14 protein-coding genes are annotated in these 17749 nt (G+C 59.9%); 2 read left to right on the forward strand and 12 right to left on the reverse strand.

Translation table 11 applies throughout. The features are described 5' to 3' along the window. Position 1 precedes the first annotated feature (1 nt). Positions 2-1807 (forward strand): methyl-accepting chemotaxis protein, encoded by a 1806-nt coding sequence (locus tag J3O30_RS24340; RefSeq protein WP_207585129.1) that lies wholly within the window; start codon positions 2-4, stop codon positions 1805-1807. On the opposite strand, the gene repC is transcribed toward J3O30_RS24340, so the two are convergent. The 9 genes from repC to J3O30_RS24385 all read right to left on the reverse strand — a co-directional run bounded on the left by repC (position 1789) and on the right by J3O30_RS24385 (position 12251). Beyond that, a complete protein-coding gene (repC, locus tag J3O30_RS24345) occupies positions 1789-3087 on the reverse strand; it encodes a plasmid replication protein RepC (protein ID WP_207585130.1) in 1299 nt (432 codons plus the stop codon). The two genes, J3O30_RS24340 and repC, sit on opposite strands and share 19 nt — an antisense overlap. A gap of 213 nt (positions 3088-3300) precedes the next feature. Further along, complete coding sequence (gene repB, locus J3O30_RS24350) at positions 3301-4278, reverse strand: plasmid partitioning protein RepB (RefSeq protein ID WP_207585131.1); 978 nt, start codon at positions 4276-4278, stop codon at positions 3301-3303. A 69-nt stretch (positions 4279-4347) separates the two neighbouring features. Next, entirely contained in the window at positions 4348-5556 is a 1209-nt protein-coding gene (repA, locus tag J3O30_RS24355) for a plasmid partitioning protein RepA (protein ID WP_207585132.1), read from the reverse strand. 272 nt (positions 5557-5828) lie between these two features. Beyond that, positions 5829-6890 carry a sn-glycerol-3-phosphate ABC transporter ATP-binding protein UgpC gene (gene ugpC, locus J3O30_RS24360; RefSeq protein WP_207585133.1) on the reverse strand — a complete coding sequence of 354 codons (1062 nt, stop codon included), beginning with the start codon at positions 6888-6890 and terminating at the stop codon, positions 5829-5831. A gap of 22 nt (positions 6891-6912) precedes the next feature. Next, entirely contained in the window at positions 6913-7767 is an 855-nt protein-coding gene (locus tag J3O30_RS24365) for a sugar phosphate isomerase/epimerase (RefSeq protein ID WP_207585134.1), read from the reverse strand. Between the two features lie 48 nt (positions 7768-7815). Further along, a complete protein-coding gene (locus tag J3O30_RS24370; protein ID WP_207585135.1) occupies positions 7816-9054 on the reverse strand; it encodes an ROK family transcriptional regulator in 1239 nt (412 codons plus the stop codon). Positions 9055-9094: 40 nt separating this feature from the next. Further along, positions 9095-9937, reverse strand: a complete 843-nt coding sequence (locus J3O30_RS24375) for a carbohydrate ABC transporter permease (protein ID WP_007635896.1) — start codon at positions 9935-9937, stop codon at positions 9095-9097. Further along, on the reverse strand, positions 9934-10863 hold the full coding sequence (locus tag J3O30_RS24380; RefSeq protein WP_207585136.1) for a sugar ABC transporter permease: 930 nt from the start codon (positions 10861-10863) through the stop codon (positions 9934-9936). The genes J3O30_RS24375 and J3O30_RS24380 overlap by 4 nt, the downstream gene beginning before the upstream one ends. 89 nt (positions 10864-10952) lie before the next feature. Then, entirely contained in the window at positions 10953-12251 is a 1299-nt protein-coding gene (locus tag J3O30_RS24385; protein ID WP_207585137.1) for an ABC transporter substrate-binding protein, read from the reverse strand. A 346-nt stretch (positions 12252-12597) separates the two neighbouring features. On the opposite strand from J3O30_RS24385, the gene J3O30_RS24390 reads away from it, so the two are divergent. Further along, positions 12598-13677, forward strand: coding sequence for a Gfo/Idh/MocA family oxidoreductase (locus J3O30_RS24390; protein WP_207585138.1), 1080 nt, complete (start codon positions 12598-12600; stop codon positions 13675-13677). 99 nt (positions 13678-13776) lie between these two features. Here J3O30_RS24390 and J3O30_RS24395 read toward each other — a convergent pair whose 3' ends face one another. From J3O30_RS24395 to gmd, 3 genes are all read right to left on the reverse strand, one after another. Further along, positions 13777-14916: an ROK family transcriptional regulator gene (locus J3O30_RS24395; protein ID WP_207585139.1), complete on the reverse strand. Its 1140-nt coding sequence runs from the start codon at positions 14914-14916 to the stop codon at positions 13777-13779. Between the two features lie 583 nt (positions 14917-15499). Continuing rightward, complete coding sequence (locus tag J3O30_RS24400) at positions 15500-16570, reverse strand: GDP-L-fucose synthase (RefSeq protein ID WP_207585140.1); 1071 nt, start codon at positions 16568-16570, stop codon at positions 15500-15502. Continuing rightward, positions 16563-17666 carry a GDP-mannose 4,6-dehydratase gene (gene gmd / locus J3O30_RS24405; protein ID WP_207585141.1) on the reverse strand — a complete coding sequence of 368 codons (1104 nt, stop codon included), beginning with the start codon at positions 17664-17666 and terminating at the stop codon, positions 16563-16565. The genes J3O30_RS24400 and gmd overlap by 8 nt, the downstream gene beginning before the upstream one ends. Positions 17667-17749: the final 83 nt, after the last annotated feature.

Here is a 17749-nt window from a genome sequence, read left to right on the forward strand (position 1 = left end):
AATGAAACTCTCGATACGCATGCAGATTCTCGTGCCGATGGTGGCAACGATCGTCGTCGGCTTCGGCAGCGCATTCCTGATCGGCTACCAGGCGGTCACCGGCCAGACCCGGGTCGCCGCGGTGGTGCAGGAGGCGGTGAACGCCAAGCTGGCCTCCGCTCATATCGAACAGCAGTTCCGGCAAGCCACATCGGTGGTCGAGCGGGTGCTGTCGATGACGAACTTCGTGCCGGCGACCGAGGTCAAGGCCGAGTTTGACGCGACCGACAGCGTGCTCTCGCAATCGCTCGATGAGCTTGGCCGCATCGATCTCGCCGCTTCGCTGACCGAGGGGGTACGATCGCTCCGCCAGGCGCATGAGGTCTGGGATAAGAATGTCAGGATCAGCCTTGGACTGCAGCAGGCGGAAGAGGTCCCGACGGCCGAAAAGCTGGCGCGTTCGCAGCAGGCGATCCTGACCGGAATTGCCGCCGTCAATGCCATCGTCGATCAGATTGCGACGGAGAGTGTGGCTGACGCCGGCAGCGCGTTGGAGACGAAGATCGAAATCGAATTGGCCTTGGCGGGCCTTGCCGCCATCATCGGTCTCGGCATACTGATCGCCATCGCCCGGCACGTGTCGCGCCCGATCCAGCGCATCACGCACTCCATGCAGGAGCTCGCGAGCGGCGAGACGGACAAGGCGATCCCCTATGCGGGGCGCCGCGACGAGATCGGCCTGATGGCGGGCTCGGTGGAAGTCTTCCGCCAGAACGCCATCGCCCGCACCCGGCTCGAAGGCGAAGCCGCGGAAAACCGGCGGCTGGCGGAAGCAAACCGGCTGGCTGACCAGGAGCAGGCGGAGGCGAGCGCGGCCGAGCGGCTGACGGTTGCCACGTCGGGTCTCGCGGCCGGGCTGAAGCGGCTCGCGGAGGGCGATCTCGCCTTCAAGCTCTTGGACCGGTTCGCGCCGGAATTCGAGCCCCTCCGAAATGATTTCAACGCCTCCGTCGAGCAGCTCGGCGGCACGCTCCTTTCCGTTTCCGAAAGCGTATCGATCATCAATTCCGGCACTCGCGAGATCAGCGACGGCTCCAACGAACTCTCCGGCCGCACCGAGCGGCAGGCGGCGACGCTCGAACAGACCGCCGCGGCGCTCAGCGCCGTGACTGCCAAGGTCAACGAAGCCTCCAAGATCGCCGAAGAGGCCCGCGGTGTCGCCGACAGTGCCAATCGCAGCGCCGTAGCCTCGGGCAAGGTCGTGGCCCAGACAGTCGATGCCATGGGGCAGATCGAGGAATCGTCCAAGCAGATCAACAACATCATCAGCGTCATCGACCAGATTGCCTTCCAAACCAACCTCTTGGCGCTCAATGCCGGTGTCGAGGCTGCCCGGGCCGGCGAGGCCGGCAAGGGTTTTGCCGTTGTCGCCCAGGAGGTGCGCGAACTCGCACAGCGCTCGGCCCAGGCCGCCAAGGAGATCAAGGACCTTATCGGGCGGTCGTCCGCCAAGGTCACCACCGGCGTCGAACTGGTCAACCAGACCGGCGCAGCACTTGGTGATATCGGCCGCTTCATCGTCGATATCAATCGGTTCATGGAAGCACTGGCAGGCGCGGCGCGCGAACAGTCTACCAACCTGTCGGAAGTCAATGCGGCCATGCACCAACTCGACCAGGTGACCCAGCAAAACGCCGCAATGGTGGAGGAAACCACAGCCGCCAGCGTCACGCTTGCCGGCGAGGCCGAGCGCCTGCGCGAGCTGGTTACCCAGTTCGAACTGGGCAGGGCGGCGTCCGGCACGCGGGCCTATCGCAATGCTGCCTGAGCGGGGTGCGAGGGAGATGAGCCCCTCGTGCGCAACTGCGCCATCAGCATCGGACCGAGCGCGAATTCGCCGCGTTCGGCGCGTCGCGTCAGGTCCCTGAGATAACCGCCGGCGGAGTTGATGCTCTCTCCCCGCTGCAGGATGCAGGCCATGACGGCAGCGGTGTTCTCCGGTCCCATCACCTTCGCCGCTTCCTCATAGGCCGACGGGCCGACGCCCAGCATCGAGCGCACGACGATCGCCGCCATCATCAGGTCCCGCCAACTGGCGATCGCGGCGCCTGGCCCATAGTCGACAATGTCAGGGCAGGCCTGCAGAACCATGCCGAGCGGGAAAGATTTCAATCCCGCAGCATTCGTCCGGGCGATGGCCCGCGATCCCTCCCCGTCCTTCCCCACCATTCTGGGTTCGCACCTTTCCAGCCCTGCCCTCGGCTCGCAATCTCGGTTCGCCTTCTGCCCCGTTTCCAAGCCCGGTTCAGATTCAGATGTGGATTCAGGGTTCGAATTCTGTATGTGGCGCTCAATCTGGGATTCATTGGTGCTCGCTATCTGAATTTTATCGTGCGATTCCAATGTGTTGATGATGTTTCGGCGCGCCGTCTCGAGCTCTTCGAGGACCGGCGAGAGGTTTTCGGGCGTTGCTGCCCTCGGAATGCGCTGCAGGAGCGCCTGGAACATCGAAGAGGTGCGCTCCCAGTCACCGGGAACCGCTTCCGCGACGGCTGCGGAAACGAGCTTGGCGATATCGCGCCGGCAGATCGTCAGCCGCTCCTTCATTGCGCGCAGCATCTGTCGGTCAGCGGCGATGCGGGCGGCGATCGTTTCGATCTCGGTGGCGCGGGCAAGAAGCGGCGCCAGGCTGAAGCCATAGGCCTCGTCGAGCCCGCCTTCCCTGTGGCGCCTGATATAGCGCTTGCCGTTCGGGCTGTCCTTGCGGGAGATGAGGCCGGCTTCAACGAGACCTGCGAGATGCCGGCGCAATGTCGCGGCGGCCATGCCGCGTGCCCTGAGGCAAAGTTGCGCGTTCGAGGGAAAGACGACCAGTCCTTTCCCACCGGACAGCTCGTCGTCGGGAAAAAATGTCAGCAGCGCATCGAGCACCGTCAGCGCCCGGTCGCTCACGCCGAGACGCGCGCGGGCCTCGCAGACAGATCTGAACAGTTTCCACTTGTTGCGTCTCGTCCCGGGCTCGATCGCTTCGCCTCGCCGCTGTTTCAGCAGCATGGCAAGCGACATTGGCCGCCGCCCGAAGGGCGTCGTCACACATTCACTCTCCATTTCCTTCACCTTTCATCAGGCAAAAGAAATCCGCTCACCAAACGGCGCGTAGCTTCAAAGCGCTACAGCGTTCCTTACGTGTCTGAAAAAGACACGGGCGGCGCTGCAGGACTCTTGACTGGGATTCGTGAAAATGCGATTCTCTGTCTTGCTTAAGGATAGGAGAAGGGCTTCCACGACCTGGTCGTTTGGGGGCCTTTTTCTTTTGCGGTTTCAGTCTCCTTGATTGCTCTCCTCGGCGAGGAATTGCTCATAGAGCACATCCAGCCTGCTGGAGAGAAATTTTCCGAAGCGGCCGGCATTCCTGGCTTTCATCGAAAGCGAAAATGCCTTGCCGTCATTCTTCATTTCTGCCTGAACTGCCTTGTCCCGCGGCTGCCATTTGACCTTGCCTGCCGCGGCTTGGGTTTTCTTCACCGGCCGGGCGCTTTTGTTCAGCGCCGTGTAGAGCGCTTCGAAACGTTTGTCGGAGGGCGATCCAAGAAAATCGTCGTCTTCCAGGATCTTGGCGATATCGGCCGCATTGGCCGACTTGCCGGCGAGCAGCGAAAGCTCCACCCAGCGCTCACGGCCGATGCCGGGCGCAGCGCCGATCGCCTCGACGACCTCCGGCGAGATGCGATCCATTACCGTTATCATCTTCGAAATCGACGCCGCATTGGCGGCGAGTGCGGTCGAGATGACCTCCCTGTCGTAGCCAAGCTCCTCCAGCCGGCTGGCAAAGAGGGCGCGCTCGATGAAGGTAAGATCGGCCCGGGCCGAATTCTCCTGCCCTTGGGCGATGACATGGGTCCGATCGTCGATCGCCTTGACGACGGCCCTGACATTGCGGCCGAGTTGGCGGGCCGCGCGCAGGCGCCGATGGCCGAAGACAACCTGATAGCGTCCGTCGATCTTGCCATGGGGACGCACCAGGATCGGTGTATCCTGCCCGCGGGCGCGGATCGCTTCGACCAGCGCGCGGAATTCCTCGTCGTCCTCGGACAGACGGTCCTTGACGAAGGAGACATCGACGACATCCGGGTCGAGATCGACGACCGCCTCGCCCTCCAGGAACTTCTCCGCCTGTTTGGCCAGTTCATCCAGCGAGCGGACAAGCGACCGGCCTGCCCCGCGCATCGGATAGTTCGGCGCGCCTGCGCCCTCGTCAGGCATGTCGCCCAGCCCTTCCAGAAGATTCTTTCGTGCCATCACGTCCTCCGATTGCGGTCAATCAATTGATTCGGTTTAAGGAAACGATGAATTTGTCAGCCGACAAGTTCATCGCCCCCATGCCTGGTGAATGAGATCGGCAATCTCTGCGTTGACCGAGCCCATCGCCTCCAGCGCCCGATCGTAGGTTCCCCGGTTCATCGACGAACGCTCGACCTCGTAGAGCGTCTGCTTGGTGATCCCGGCATCCGAGATCGCCGTCGATTTGACCATCTGGTTCCGGAGCATGAACTCGTGGAACATCGTCGACATGAAGCCGACCATTTGCGCCTGCGGCACGTCGGTCGGCTCGTAGCGGGTGATCAGATAGCGGTACCAGGAGAGGTTCACTTCGGCGCCGGCCGCGCGGATCGGCTTCAGGATGCCGCCGAGCATCAGCAGGAACTGGCCCATCGACATGACGTCGAGCATCTGCGGATGGATGGTGATCAGCACGCTTGTTGCCGCCGTCAGCGCCGTCAAGGTGAGGTAACCGAGCTGTGGGGGGCAATCGATGACGACGACATCGTAGCGATCGTCGACTTCGGCAAGGGCGCGCGAGATGCGGGTGAAAAACGTCTTGCCCTCATTGGTCGATTTGTCGGCCATGGCGAGCGGCGTGTCGTATTCGTATTCCTGCAGATCGAGATTGGCCGGCACGATATCGAGGCCGGGAAAATTCGTCCTGTGGATGATGTCGGCGAGCGGCTTCTTCTCGCCGTCGTAGCGGATCGCTTCGTAGATGGATGCGGCCTGGTCGAACTCCGGCTGGAACCCATGCAGGGACGAGAGCGATGCCTGCGGATCGAGATCGACGGCAAGCACGCGGTGGCCGGTCAGCGCAAGATGCTGGGCAAGATGGGCGGCCGTCGTCGTCTTGCCGGAGCCGCCTTTGAAATTGACGACGGCCAGCACCTGCAGCTTCTCATTGCCGCGGCGATGGGGAACATACATGCGGCTTTCGGAGCGGCCGTGGACATCGAGATATCGTCTCAGTTCCAGCATCTGCTCGGCGGTGTAGGAGCGGCGTCCGGAGGGCGACGTTTGCGGGCAGGGGCCTTTGCCTTCGAGATGGAGTTTCTTCAGCGTGCTTTGCGAGGCACCGACGAAATTCGCGACCTCCGCCAGGGAGAAGTTGCGCAGCGTTTTCTTCGCATTGGGCGGAAAGCGCTGCACGCTGAGCAGATGCAGCTTCTTTGAAATCACGTCGCCATGTTCGAGGATCTGATCCTCGAATTGCAACGGCGCCTTGTTCAAAGGCATCAAACTAGCGTTCATTGGCAGCAATCTCTCGGATAACGATTTTCGGGATCAAAAGCCCTGCTAACCGTTATTATCCGCGATTCTCCGATGCCAGCCAAGAATTTTAAGGTTAACGCATATTAACCTTTTCGGCGTTGGTTCAAGCACTTGGCCGGTGCTGCAGCAATTCCAAGTTACAGCGTCCTTTGCGCTGTAGTGCCTGAAGACTTAAGAGTTTTCGCGGCCGGGGGCGCGGAAAACGCGCCCCCGGCCGACACCCGGCCGAAGGGGAGGGGCAATCGGCCGGCTTAATTCACCGGGGTTTCGCCTGATGTGATCCGTTGCTCGCCGGCGGCAAACAGGTGAACGGCATCAGGGACCGGAGCAATCCTCAGCACCTCGCCCGGAGCCGCCCTGATCCGCTCCCGGAAGACGCAGGTGAGCGTCTGCGTTCCTAACCGGACGATAACCAGCGTTTCCGAACCCGTAGGCTCCACGACGACGGTCGTCACTTCGATGCCGTTGGAATCCAGCAAAATATGCTCGGGACGGATGCCATAAGTCACGGCATCATCCGGGCGGCGCTCGCTCGGCAGCAGCAGCCCGTCGGCGGTTCGGAACCCGTCTTGCGTCATGTTGCCGCTGATGAAATTCATCGCGGGTGAGCCGATAAAGCCAGCAACGAAAAGGTTGTTGGGGCGGTCGTACAATTCCAGCGGCGAGCCTGACTGTTCGATCACTCCGTCCTTCATCACGACGATCTTGTCGGCCATGGTCATGGCTTCGATCTGGTCGTGGGTGACGTAGATGGTGGTCGTCTGCAGCCGTTGATGCAGTTCCTTGATCTCTGAGCGCATCTGTACTCTGAGCTTGGCGTCGAGGTTCGACAACGGCTCGTCGAAGAGGAAGACGGCCGGGTCGCGCACGATCGCCCGGCCCATGGCGACGCGCTGCCTCTGGCCGCCCGACAGCTGTTTCGGATATCTCTCCAGCAGACTTTCCAGGCCGAGGATCTTGGCGGCATTGCCGACCCGCTGATCGATCTCCGTCTTCGGCATTCGTTTCAGCCGCAGCGAAAAACCCATATTCTTTGCAACGGTCATGTGCGGATAGAGCGCGTAATTCTGAAACACCATGGCGATGTCCCGATCCTTGGGCGCAAGCTCGTTGACGATATGCCTGCCGATCTGGATCTGCCCTGAGGTGATGCCTTCCAGGCCGGCGATCATCCTGAGCAACGTGGATTTTCCGCAGCCCGAGGGGCCGACCAGAACGACGAACTCGCCGTCGCCGATGTCGACCGATACGCCTTTAATGGCTTTGAAAGCGCCGTAATCCTTGCGTGCATTGTTGACCGAAACATGGGCCATTGCAGTCCTCCTGAAATCGCTATCAAAGCCTGCTCAAGACATTTCTGAGATAATCGAGGCCGAGACGCTCGCCCTCCTTACGCGCCGACAAATCCTTGCCGGGCCAGCCATAGGCGGCGTCCTCGTGCTCGATCGACAGCGTGCCGTCGAAGCCGGCCCCACGCGCCTGGCGCAGAAAGCGCGGCCAGTCGATGAGGCCGAGACCGGGCAGCTTGTATTGCCACCAGCCCTTGCCGTGATACCCCACAGCCTCCAGCACATCTTTATCGATCGCCGTATCCTTGGCGTGCAGGATGGCGATGCGATCCTTCACTGCTTCCATCGCCTGATAAGGATCGACGCCGATGCGGATGAGATGCGACGGGTCGAATTCCAAGCCGAAGCGAGGATCCGGGATTCGCCGAAAAAGCTCCTGCCATCCTCTCGGCGTCGTGCCGATGAAACTGTCCTTCGGACCCGGCCAGTTTTCGATCGCGAAGTTCAGGCCGACGGATTGCGTCTCTCCGATCAGCCTGATTGCGAATTCGGCGAAGTCGTCATAATTGGCGTCTTCGCTGGCGCTGTCGTCGCGGCCGGGAAAAATCACGAAGATCGGGACGCCGGCCTCACCGATTGCCTTGGCAAAATCGGCGGTTTTCGCCCGAAGCTCCCGGCGCTTGTCGCGGTCGGCGTCGAGCTGATTGCCGAAATAGGTGATCGAGGAGACGAAGAGGCCGCGGCTGCGGGCGAGGGCGACGGCGGCCTCAACCCGGTCGGGCGTTTTGATATGGCCGCCGACATCGATTTCGATGGCATCGAACCCCGCCAATGCGGCGAAATCCACCACTTCCTCCAGTGGGCGATCATTGAATGTCGAGGTGTAAAAGCCGATCTTCACCAAAATCCTCCCATCTTCACCAAATGCCTGGGGCCGTGCCGGCCGTTTTCAGCTGTTCAGGCGATCCATGTTTTTGAGCGGCGACCGGGTGCGTTGAGCCGCGTCGGCCGATGCGAGCATCAGTGCTGCCGCCATCGGCATGGCTGCCGCCCCCATCGCCGAGGCATCCTCGCCGAGCGAGGCGCGATGAAGCGAGGGCAGGTTGGTATCCTCGGGGTCGAGATGCTCGTGCACATAACGCAGCAACTCGTCGACGATGCGGATCGGCAGTCTGCCGCCGACGAGGACGGCGTCGGGATCGACGATCATGCCGATATGCTTGACGGCGACGGCCAGGTGCGCGCTCATTTCCTTCAGCCACTGCGAAACCAGGCGCCTGCCATGCGCATCCAGGCTCAGGAGATCGTGCGGAACACTCACCTCGACGGCGTGCCGCGCAAGAAAATCGTAAAGGGAAAACAGCGAAAATATCTCGCCGAGAAGCTGGACCTTTTGGCTCTTTTCGTCTCTGCCGTCGGCAATTGGAAGCCAGCCAATCTCGCCGCTGAGGCCCATGGCGCCGCGATGACCGTTGCCGTCAAGCACGAGACCTCCGCCGGGGCAGGCATTGATGGCGATGTAGAAGAAGCTGCTGCTTTCGGCCCCCAGTCCATAATCGAGCTCGGCAAGGGCTGCGGCATTGGCTTCATTTTCGATGAAGACAGGATGCTGTGTCAGGTTTTCCAGTGCCGCGCGCACATCGAATGCCGTCCATTCCTGATAGGCCTTGGGCTTACCGAGCAGCGAAATCTCCCCAAGCCAATCCGGCATCGCCAGACCGATGCCGGCCAGGCGCGCGTCGTCGATCAGCCGGCTGCGCTGGAAATGCGAAATCGCATCTGATGTCAGCTGCAGGAATTCTGCCGGCAGGATGAAGCGCTTTTCATGATGCACGCGGGCACGGACATTGCCGACAGCATCGACGGCCAGGACGGTCAGATGATCGCGATCGATATTGATGCCGATCGCAAAACAGGCGTCCGGATTGATCTCCAGTTCAATCGCCGGCTGCCCTCTCAGCCCATGCCGCCGACGGGCTTCCATGATCAGGCCCTCATCCAGCAAACGATCGACGATGCGAGCGATTGCCGGTTTGGTAAAACCCGTCTGCCGAGCGATTTCGGCGCGTGAAATCGGTGCCTGGCGATGGATGCAGCGCAGGACGACGGCCCTGTTGTGCTCGCCTGCATCTTCGACATTGGCGCCGGTCAAATCCGGGGAAAGCCTGGCGCCGAGCGTCTGGTTCATGGGGTCGTATCCTTCCTCACGCATGGAGATTGGCCGTCCCTCATCCCTTCACCGCGCCGCTGGTCATTGCGCCGAGGATCAGCCTCTGGAGCGACAGGAAGGCCACGATCGCCGGAACGACCGAGATCAGGCAGGCGGCGGCGAGAAGCTGGATGGACGAGTCGGTCTGCATGCCGCGGAAGTTAAAGATTCCGACGCCGATCGGCATCAGGTCATTTTTGGTGAGTAGCAGGAAAGGCACCAGGAATTGCGACCAGCCGGCAATCACCGTGATGATGAAGACCGAGGCGATGCCCGGCGCCGACAAGGGCAGAACAATACGCCAGAACACCGAAAACCTGTTGCAGCCGTCGATCATGGCGGCCTCGTCGAGGCTGCGCGGAATGCCGTCGACGGTGCTCTTTAAAAGCCAGGTCGCCAGCGGAACGCCGAGGGCGATATAGACCATGACGACGGCAAAATGGGTGTCCAGCATTCCGAGGCGGTTCATGTAGCGGTAGAGCGGCACCATGATGACAAGCGGCGAAATCATCTGGAAAAGCAGCAGACCCATCATCGACAGGCCCTTGCCGCGGAATTGAAAGCGGGAAAAGGCGTAAGCCGCGGGCAGTGCTACGATCAGCACGCCGAAGCCGCTCAAGGCCGCAAGCTTGAGACCGTTCCAGAGATAGACCGGGAAATAGCTGTTGTTCAGAACGGTGATGAAATTGTCGATGGTGGGATTCTGGGGAATATAGCGCGCCGCGCCGCGATAGATCTCGCGCTTGTCACGCATCGCCATCGACAGGAGATAGGTGAGGGGGCCGGCGAAGAAGATGAACATCACCAGCATGAAGAGATAGCTGAAGGCATCGCCGAGCCGCGTTCCGGTCCGTCCGCTCATTGCTCTTCCTCCTTCGGTAGGAATGACGCATAGACGAAAGCAAGCCCGAGGCTGATGATCAGCATGAGCACGGAGAGCACGCTGCCGCCTGATAGATCGTAGTTTCTAAAGACGATATTGAAAACGTAGAGCGAGATGACCTCGGTCGCGCGCCCCGGACCACCGCCGGTCAGCGTGATGATCGCATCGAAAGTATTCACCGTCTGAATCGTGATGAGGATCATATTGACGAGGATCGCCGCGCGCAGCTGCGGCAGGGTAATGAAGAAGAACTGCTGCGATGCGGTTGCGCCATCGACCTCGGCGGCTTCGTAGAGCGAGGGATCGATCGCCTTCAGCGCCGCATACATGACGACCATCGAAAAGGCCGTGCCGCGCCATATGTTGGAGATCAGCGTCGACCATGGGGCGATTGCGGGATCGGAAAGCCAGGCGACAACAGGCATGTGCATCAGCCGCAAAATGCTGTTCAATGCGCCGTAAGGCGCTTCGGAAAACAGCATCTGCCAGATGATGCCGCCGGCAATGCCGGGGACGACCCAGGCGATCAGCGCCGTCGTTCTCAGGATCGTGGTGCCGAACAGGCCGCGTTTTTCGCCGCGGATAACCACGACGGCAACGGCAATGCCCAGAATTTGCTGGCCGATAACGCTGCCGCCGACGAAAATCAGCGTCGCCCATAAAATGTCGGGCAGCTGCGGCGAACTCAAGGCATTGGTGATCGAGCCCAGCGTATATTGCTGATTGTCGCCGATCAGCGTCGCATTGGTAAATGACAGCCTGAAAACGTCGATGACCGGATAAAGATAGAAAATGCCGATGACGATGATCACGGGCATGATCCAGGGCAAGGGCGCGCCGGCGAAACGGCGCATGAACGTTCTGCTTTGAGGCGGGCTGTCAGCCTCGATGGCAATGGGGCTCATTAGCTCTCTGTCCGGGTTTGGCAAAGTCGGCGACGCCTGAAGGGCAGGCGTCGCCGCTGTCTGAAGCGTTACGATTGCTTGGCGCGGGGTTACAGGCGCTTGTAAGCCTCCATTGCCGCGTTGAAGGCGGCATTCAAAGCGTCCTCCGGCTTTTTGGTCCCGGAGAGCACGTCGCCCATCATGATCTGGATCTGGTTGGAGATCTCCGGATAGATCGGCACACCGGGGCGTGCCTGGCCGTCGACCAGAGCCGCGGCGAAGGTCTTGTTGGCCTCCGTGGAGAACACCTCATATTTGTCGAAGAGCGATTTGCGGGTCGGCAGCTGCTGCTGCAGCGCGTTTGCCGGCCCCATATAGACCTCGCGTGCGAGGTTGGCGCACATCTCGACCTTGTCCTTGTCCTTGCTGAAGGAGGCGATCGTCCAGCCGCCGGTGCCGGTCGAGCGCTGATCGGCACTGGGACCGGGGATTGGCGAGAAGGTCCAGTTCTTGAATTCGTCCGCGTCGAGCGTCGTCTTCAACTGCGCATATTGCCAGTTGCCGCCGATGAAGAGCGCCGTCGTCGCCGCTGCGGCCGCAGCATTCATGTCGTCGTAATTGGCGATCGTGCTGACGCGCCTGGGCGCTGCGCCGGAATCGACGAGATCCTTGAAGTAATTCAGCGCTTTGAGGAATTTCTCCTTGTTCTCGCCTTCGCCGAAGACCGGCTTGCCGGAGTCGTCGACGAGCTTGCCGCCGAGCGCCCAATAATTTGCGAGCCAGTCGAACGTCGTCCCTTCCCAGCGCCCGCCATTGAAGAGCACGCCTTCCATGCCTTCCTTGGTGGAGGCGAGCGCGGCCTTTTTCAGGTCGTCCCATGTCTGCGGCGCATCCGCGACGATCGACTTGTTGCGGTAGAGCACCCGAAGGTCCGTGTCCCACCACCATGCCCGGACCGTCTGGTCTTTGTCGGTGATGCCGCTGCGGATGAAGGGGAAGAGGTCAGCCACTTCTTCCTTCGAGAAGTAGGGTGTGAAGTCCGCAAGCACGTGATTGACCATGAACTGTGAAAGCACGAAGGAATCGACGGCGGCGCAATCGGGCGCATTGCCGGCCTTGGCCTGCTCCAGCATCTTGGCTTGTTCGGTGCCGATGTCCGACGACATGAACTGCATCTGCAGTTTCCAGTCGGGATGCTTCTTGATGAAATCGACGAAGAGCTTCTGATAGCCCTCGGCGATCGCCGGATCCGCATTGTTCGGACTGTCGTTCGTCAGACGGACGACGAGGGATTTCGGGGCATCGGCCAAGCCGATCCTGTCCTTGGTAGCGAGTTCCTGGGCAAATGAAACGGATGCTGAAAATAACATTGTGCTCAGCGCAAATGCGCTGACGGTGGCGCTCTTCATGATGGGTCTCCTCCCCATTTGGAACGAATACAGCCTGGCGGTCAGTTGACCTCTCCTCATTTCCGTGCTGCATTAAATAGATTAAGTTACTTTGATTTGATGTCAAGCCAGAGCTTTTGGGAGGATCGAAATGCTGGCGACATTCAACAGCAGCTAGCGCGCACGCTGGTTTTCGGAAGGGATATGCGCCAATTAAAGTGACGGAGCGCGTGCCTTTCGGACACGTGGCGCATCCATCCGCAATTTTCCTGAAGAAGAGCACGAGGCGATCGCGGATGGCCGCGATGGCAAGGCAAAGGTTTTGTCCGGCTGCGCGGTAGCCGGAAGCGAACTCATGGAGGATAAGATGCGGTTACTCATTCTCGGCACAGGCGGCATGGCCAACCAGCACGCCGCGAGATTCAAGGCGATCGAAGGCGTCAGCGTCGTTGGAGGCGTCGATGTCGTTGCGGAAAGGCTTACTGCCTTTTGCACCGAACATGGCATCGCCAATCAATTCACTTCCCTCGAAGAGGCTCTCGCCTGGGGCGAGTTCGATGCGGTCGCCAATGTCACGCCTGATAACATCCACCACCCGACGACGCTTCAGGCGATCGCCGCCGAAAAACACGTCTTCTGCGAAAAGCCGCTTGCCACCGATGCGGTCAAGGCGATGGAGATGACCGAGGCGATCGAGCGATCGGGCAAGGTCGGCATGGTCAATTTCACCTATCGCAACTCGCCGGCGCTGCAGAAAGGTCGGCAGATGGTGCTCGCCGGCGAAATCGGCGCGGTGCGCCATGTCGAGGCCTCCCACCTTCAAAGCTGGCTGGTCGGTCGACACTGGGGCGACTGGAAGAGCGAAAGCAAATGGCTGTGGCGGCTGAGCAAGAAGCATGGATCGAACGGCGCACTCGGCGATATCGGCATCCACATCGTCGATTTCGCCTCATACGGTTCGGGGCTCGACGTCGCCCATGTCTTCGCGCGGCTGAAAACCTTCGACAAGGCGCCAGGCCACAAGATCGGCGAATATGATCTCGATGCGAACGACAGCTTCACGATGAATGTCGATTTCACCAATGGTGCGATCGGCACGATTCAGGCCACACGCACGGCAGCCGGCCAGATGGATCAGTTGCGCCTCAGGGTCTACGGCGAAACCGGCTCGATCGAGATGATTTACGATACGGGACAATCGACGCTGCGCGCCTGTCTCGGCGAAGACGTGCATACTGCGACCTGGAGCGACGTGCCGTTCGATCCTGTCGAGACCAACTACCAGCGTTTCGTCCAGGCCGTGCGAGCCGGCAGGACGCAGGAACCGTCGTTCCGCCGCGCCGCCAATATCCAGAAGATCCTCGACAAGGCGCTGGCATCCGATCTCAGCCATGCCGACGAAGCGCTAGAACAGGATGATTTTAGGCCCGGTCGGCCTAAAATCTGATTCCTGTTCTACATTAGATAGCTAGAGCATGATGTCGTCCGAAAACCGCCCAGACTTTTCGGCATCATGCTCTAGCGTGATGCATGATACGCAATGGCGTCAGGCGGAAGCTGGCGGCAGCAGTAAAGTGTTGAGGAAGGGCAGGAGGGCGGCACCGAGTGCCACCCCGCCGCCGCTGAAGCTCGCCGGTTTCATCGGCGAAATCCATGGTGTCAGCAACGGCCTCGTCGAGGTGTCGCGCCGCTCGATGGAAAGTTGATGGATCAGGGCTTCGATCACGCCTTGTGGCAAATCGCTCCCGATCATGACGACGCTGGGCGCAAGAAAGCCGGCCATGGCGATGATCGGGTCGAGCAGATGGCCGGCGGCCTCGCGTATCCATTGCGACAATGATGGCGAGGAGAATTCTTCCCCGTCCAGCAAGCGCGTGAATTCCTGGTCGCCGATCCTCGACCGCAGGGACTCGAAACCGACGACGGTGTTCAGCTGGACATTGTCGGGGCCGGTCAGCATTTCGCCGATGCTGCCCGCCCTGCCGTGGACGCCGGAATAGGGAATGCCGCGAATGAGAAAACCAGCCTGAACGTCGTCATCGATGATGATCATCGCCAGCCCGCCCTCCCGCGTAGAGCTGCCGATCGTGCGCTCTGCGAGTAGGCTCGCGGTGCACTCGTTCTCGGCATAGGGACGGGCGATCGCCGACAGTGCGGCGATTTGATCGCTTTGCTCGTCCGTCCAATCGTTGGCGGCGATGCCAAGGCCGAGGATCGGCATGGCGGCGTGGCGATCGGCGATGTCCTTGACGGCGGCGTGCACCGCGCCGACCCTGTCTGTGGGGCCCAGGCTGAAATAGACCCGATCATGAGCCTGGCCGCTGAGATCGATGAGCACGATCTCGCCGCGCCGCTGGCGGAGTTTGACGCCGATCGAAAAGGCGCCTTCCGGACGCAAGGCGAACTCGGTGGCGGTCGCCCCGCCACCGGCACCGCTGCGGCGATGGGAGGTGACAAGCTTCTGGTCGGCCAATCGGCGAAGAATATTGGTGATGCCGGGGCCTGACAGGCCGCTATGCCGGCCAAGCTCCATCCGCGTCAACGGACCATGGCGGCGGATGGCTTCCAGAATGACGCGAATATTTCGATCGGCGATTTCACCGGACCTGAGGCCAATTGTTTTGGCGCGCGGGGCACCCATGTCCTGGGTTTGAAGCCGACGCGGCCCTGATCGAAGATACCGCATGATCGTCTTCCCTGGAGCATGATGCCGAAAAGTGTGAGCGGTTTTCTCATGACATCATGCTCTAACTATCTAATGTAGAACAGGATTCAGATTTTAGGCCGACCGGGCCTAAAATCATCCTGTTCTAAAGCACCATTTCGATTGTGTACCACGCTTCCGGTCGATGCTCGTAACAATTTTTCCTGTGGATGCGCGTAACTAACTGATTCTATTGCTCCAGAAACCACCCTGTCTCAAGGCGCAGCCCGGCAAAGTCGGAGCTGGTTTGGCAAACTGGCTCGAGCAACGGTTTGCATGTGGGTGCGGCCGCGCCTGCCGACTTTACCGTAGCAATCGTCGTCCGACAGCCCGGCCGAAGGCGATCTCGTGGAGCCATCCGACGTGGTTATCCGTTTAATAGAGCGACAAGCGATATCGGCATCTCGACCGCGAAAAAATCCATTGCCGCACCGATAATCAGCGCCCACACGACTATCAGGAAAATGAGCGCTACAATCCTGATTTCTACCGGTCGCATTGTTTGCTCCATCCCCGCATATGCGTCCCCCCGAGACAAAAGCTCATTGTGCCTCGCGCAAATTCGCTATGCGCGAGGATGATGTGCGACCGAAGAGAGCGTGGACGCATGCAGCGCCGAAGTCTCGGCTCTCTCAATACCGATGTCGCTTTGGCCGACCAGGTCGCCGGAAATAATCCTGTTGCTGCGTTCGAGATAATGACCGTCAAGGAAAGAGCGATAGGCGTCTTCGATACCCTCCTTCAGACCGATCTTGGGAGACCAGCCGAGAGCGCGAAGCTTGTCGATGCTCAAGAGTTTACGTGGCGTTCCATCTGGCTTGGTGAGGTCGTGCTTGATCTTGCCTTCGAAGCCAACGACCTTGGAGACGAGTTGTCCCAATTCGAGGATGGAAATGTCTTCGCCGGAACCGACATTCACATGACTTTCGGCGGAATAGGTCTTCATGAGATGGAGGCAGGCGTCGGCACAATCGTCAACATGCAGGAATTCGCGCCGCGGCGTGCCAGTACCCCAGATGCAGATCTCTTGCTGCTGGTTGACCTTGGCTTCATGCGCCTTGCGTATGAGCGCCGGCATGACATGGCTTGACCCGAGGTCAAAATTGTCCTCGGGACCATAAAGATTGGTCGGCATGGCCGAGATGAAATCTCTACCGTGCTGTTTGCGATAGGCGTGGCAGAGCTTTAATCCGGCAATTTTGGCGATCGCATACCATTCATTCGTGGGCTCAAGCGATCCAGTCAGAAGGGAGTCCTCCACGATCGGCTGGTCGGCGAATTTCGGATAAATGCAGGACGAGCCCAAAAACATCAGTTTTTCGACGTGAGTTCTATGGGCTGCGTGGATGACGTTCGCTTGGAGAATCAAGTTGTCGTAAAGAAAGTCGGCCGGATAGGTAGCGTTCTCCAGAATGCCGCCGACCCTCGCCGCAGCCAGGAAGACGGCGTCGGGACGATTCTTACTCATCCAGGCCTCCACCTGCTCCTGCCGTCTGAGGTCGACCTCGGCGCGGGTGGCCGTCAAAATCTCGCAACCCTCGGAAGCGAGACGCCGCACGATCGCAGAGCCCACCATGCCGCGGTGGCCCGCGACATAGACCCTTTTTCCGGCAAGGCTGTAGATCACCTCAGGCATGAGCAAAGCCTTTGGTTGCGCCTAGCGACGGAACATTTCGTGCCATGACTTTCAGATCCTCGCGAACCATCTCCGCAACCAGCTGATCAAGGCTGGTCTCGTGTTTCCAGCCAAGCTTGGTGTGCGCCTTCGTCGGATCGCCGATCAAAAGATCAACTTCAGTCGGACGAAAGTAAGCTGGATCGATCTCCACCACACACTGACCGGATGTCTTATCGTATCCCTTTTCCTCAACCCCGTTCCCACGCCAATCAATTGGCATGCCCACCTTGGCAAAAGCCTTATCGACAAAGGAACGAACCGAGTGCGTTTCGCCTGTCGCCAGGACATAATCCTCCGGTTCGTCCTGTTGCAGCATCAGCCACATGCCGCGGACATATTCTCGTGCATGTCCCCAGTCGCGCTTGGCATCCAGATTGCCGAGATAGAGCCTTTCCTGCAGGCCAAGATGGATCGCCGCCGCCGCCCGGGTGATCTTGCGTGTCACGAATGTTTCGCCGCGGATTGGGCTTTCATGATTGAACAAAATGCCGTTCGAGGCGTGCATGCCGTATGCCTCGCGATAATTGACCACAATCCAATAGGCGTAGAGCTTGGCCGCCGCGTAGGGTGATCGGGGGTAGAAAGGCGTCGTTTCGCTCTGCGGGACTTCCTGGACTTTGCCGTAGAGCTCTGAGGTGGACGCTTGATAGAAGCGGGTCTTTTTGGTCAGCCCCAGGAGGCGAATTGCTTCAAGTAGCCGAAGAGTGCCGGTTCCATCCGCGTTAGCCGTGTATTCCGGCGTCTCGAAAGAGACTTGAACGTGGCTCTGTGCGGCGAGATTATAGATCTCGTCCGGCTGCGTTTCCTGAACGACACGGATGAGATTCGTTGAATCGGTCATGTCCCCGAAATGCAGAATAAAGCGAGGATTCTCGATGTGGGGATCCTCGTAGAGATGCTCGATACGACTGGTGTTGAAGGACGATGAGCGTCGCTTGAGGCCGTGAACGATATAGCCCTTCTCCAAGAGCATTTCGGCCAGATACGCGCCGTCCTGACCTGTTATACCGGTAATCAGCGCAACTTTTCGGTTCTCTCTCATTCTCGTATCCATGGGTCCTCCAACTTGGATGCCAATGCAGAAGCAAATTATGCTGTGTAGTTCGTGCAATTTCAAAAAATGAGCATTTAATCAGT

Source organism: Rhizobium sp. NZLR1 (assembly GCF_017357385.1).
Taxonomy (GTDB): Bacteria; Pseudomonadota; Alphaproteobacteria; order Rhizobiales; family Rhizobiaceae; genus Rhizobium.

What these genes read in the sequence shown, in the direction of transcription:
- J3O30_RS24385 (WP_207585137.1), bottom strand. Translation starts at nt 12,251, where the DNA reads ATGAAGAGCGCCACCGTCAGCGCATTTGCGCTGAGCACAATGTTATTT.
- repA (WP_207585132.1), bottom strand. Translation starts at nt 5,556, where the DNA reads ATGAACGCTAGTTTGATGCCTTTGAACAAGGCGCCGTTGCAATTCGAG.
- J3O30_RS24400 (WP_207585140.1), bottom strand. Translation starts at nt 16,570, where the DNA reads ATGCCTGAGGTGATCTACAGCCTTGCCGGAAAAAGGGTCTATGTCGCG.
- J3O30_RS24380 (WP_207585136.1), bottom strand. Translation starts at nt 10,863, where the DNA reads ATGAGCCCCATTGCCATCGAGGCTGACAGCCCGCCTCAAAGCAGAACG.
- ugpC (WP_207585133.1), bottom strand. Translation starts at nt 6,890, where the DNA reads ATGGCCCATGTTTCGGTCAACAATGCACGCAAGGATTACGGCGCTTTC.
- J3O30_RS24370 (WP_207585135.1), bottom strand. Translation starts at nt 9,054, where the DNA reads ATGAACCAGACGCTCGGCGCCAGGCTTTCCCCGGATTTGACCGGCGCC.
- J3O30_RS24375 (WP_007635896.1), bottom strand. Translation starts at nt 9,937, where the DNA reads ATGAGCGGACGGACCGGAACGCGGCTCGGCGATGCCTTCAGCTATCTC.
- J3O30_RS24395 (WP_207585139.1), bottom strand. Translation starts at nt 14,916, where the DNA reads ATGCGGTATCTTCGATCAGGGCCGCGTCGGCTTCAAACCCAGGACATG.
- J3O30_RS24340 (WP_207585129.1), top strand. Translation starts at nt 2, where the DNA reads ATGAAACTCTCGATACGCATGCAGATTCTCGTGCCGATGGTGGCAACG.
- J3O30_RS24390 (WP_207585138.1), top strand. Translation starts at nt 12,598, where the DNA reads ATGCGGTTACTCATTCTCGGCACAGGCGGCATGGCCAACCAGCACGCC.
- gmd (WP_207585141.1), bottom strand. Translation starts at nt 17,666, where the DNA reads ATGGATACGAGAATGAGAGAGAACCGAAAAGTTGCGCTGATTACCGGT.
- repC (WP_207585130.1), bottom strand. Translation starts at nt 3,087, where the DNA reads ATGGAGAGTGAATGTGTGACGACGCCCTTCGGGCGGCGGCCAATGTCG.
- repB (WP_207585131.1), bottom strand. Translation starts at nt 4,278, where the DNA reads ATGGCACGAAAGAATCTTCTGGAAGGGCTGGGCGACATGCCTGACGAG.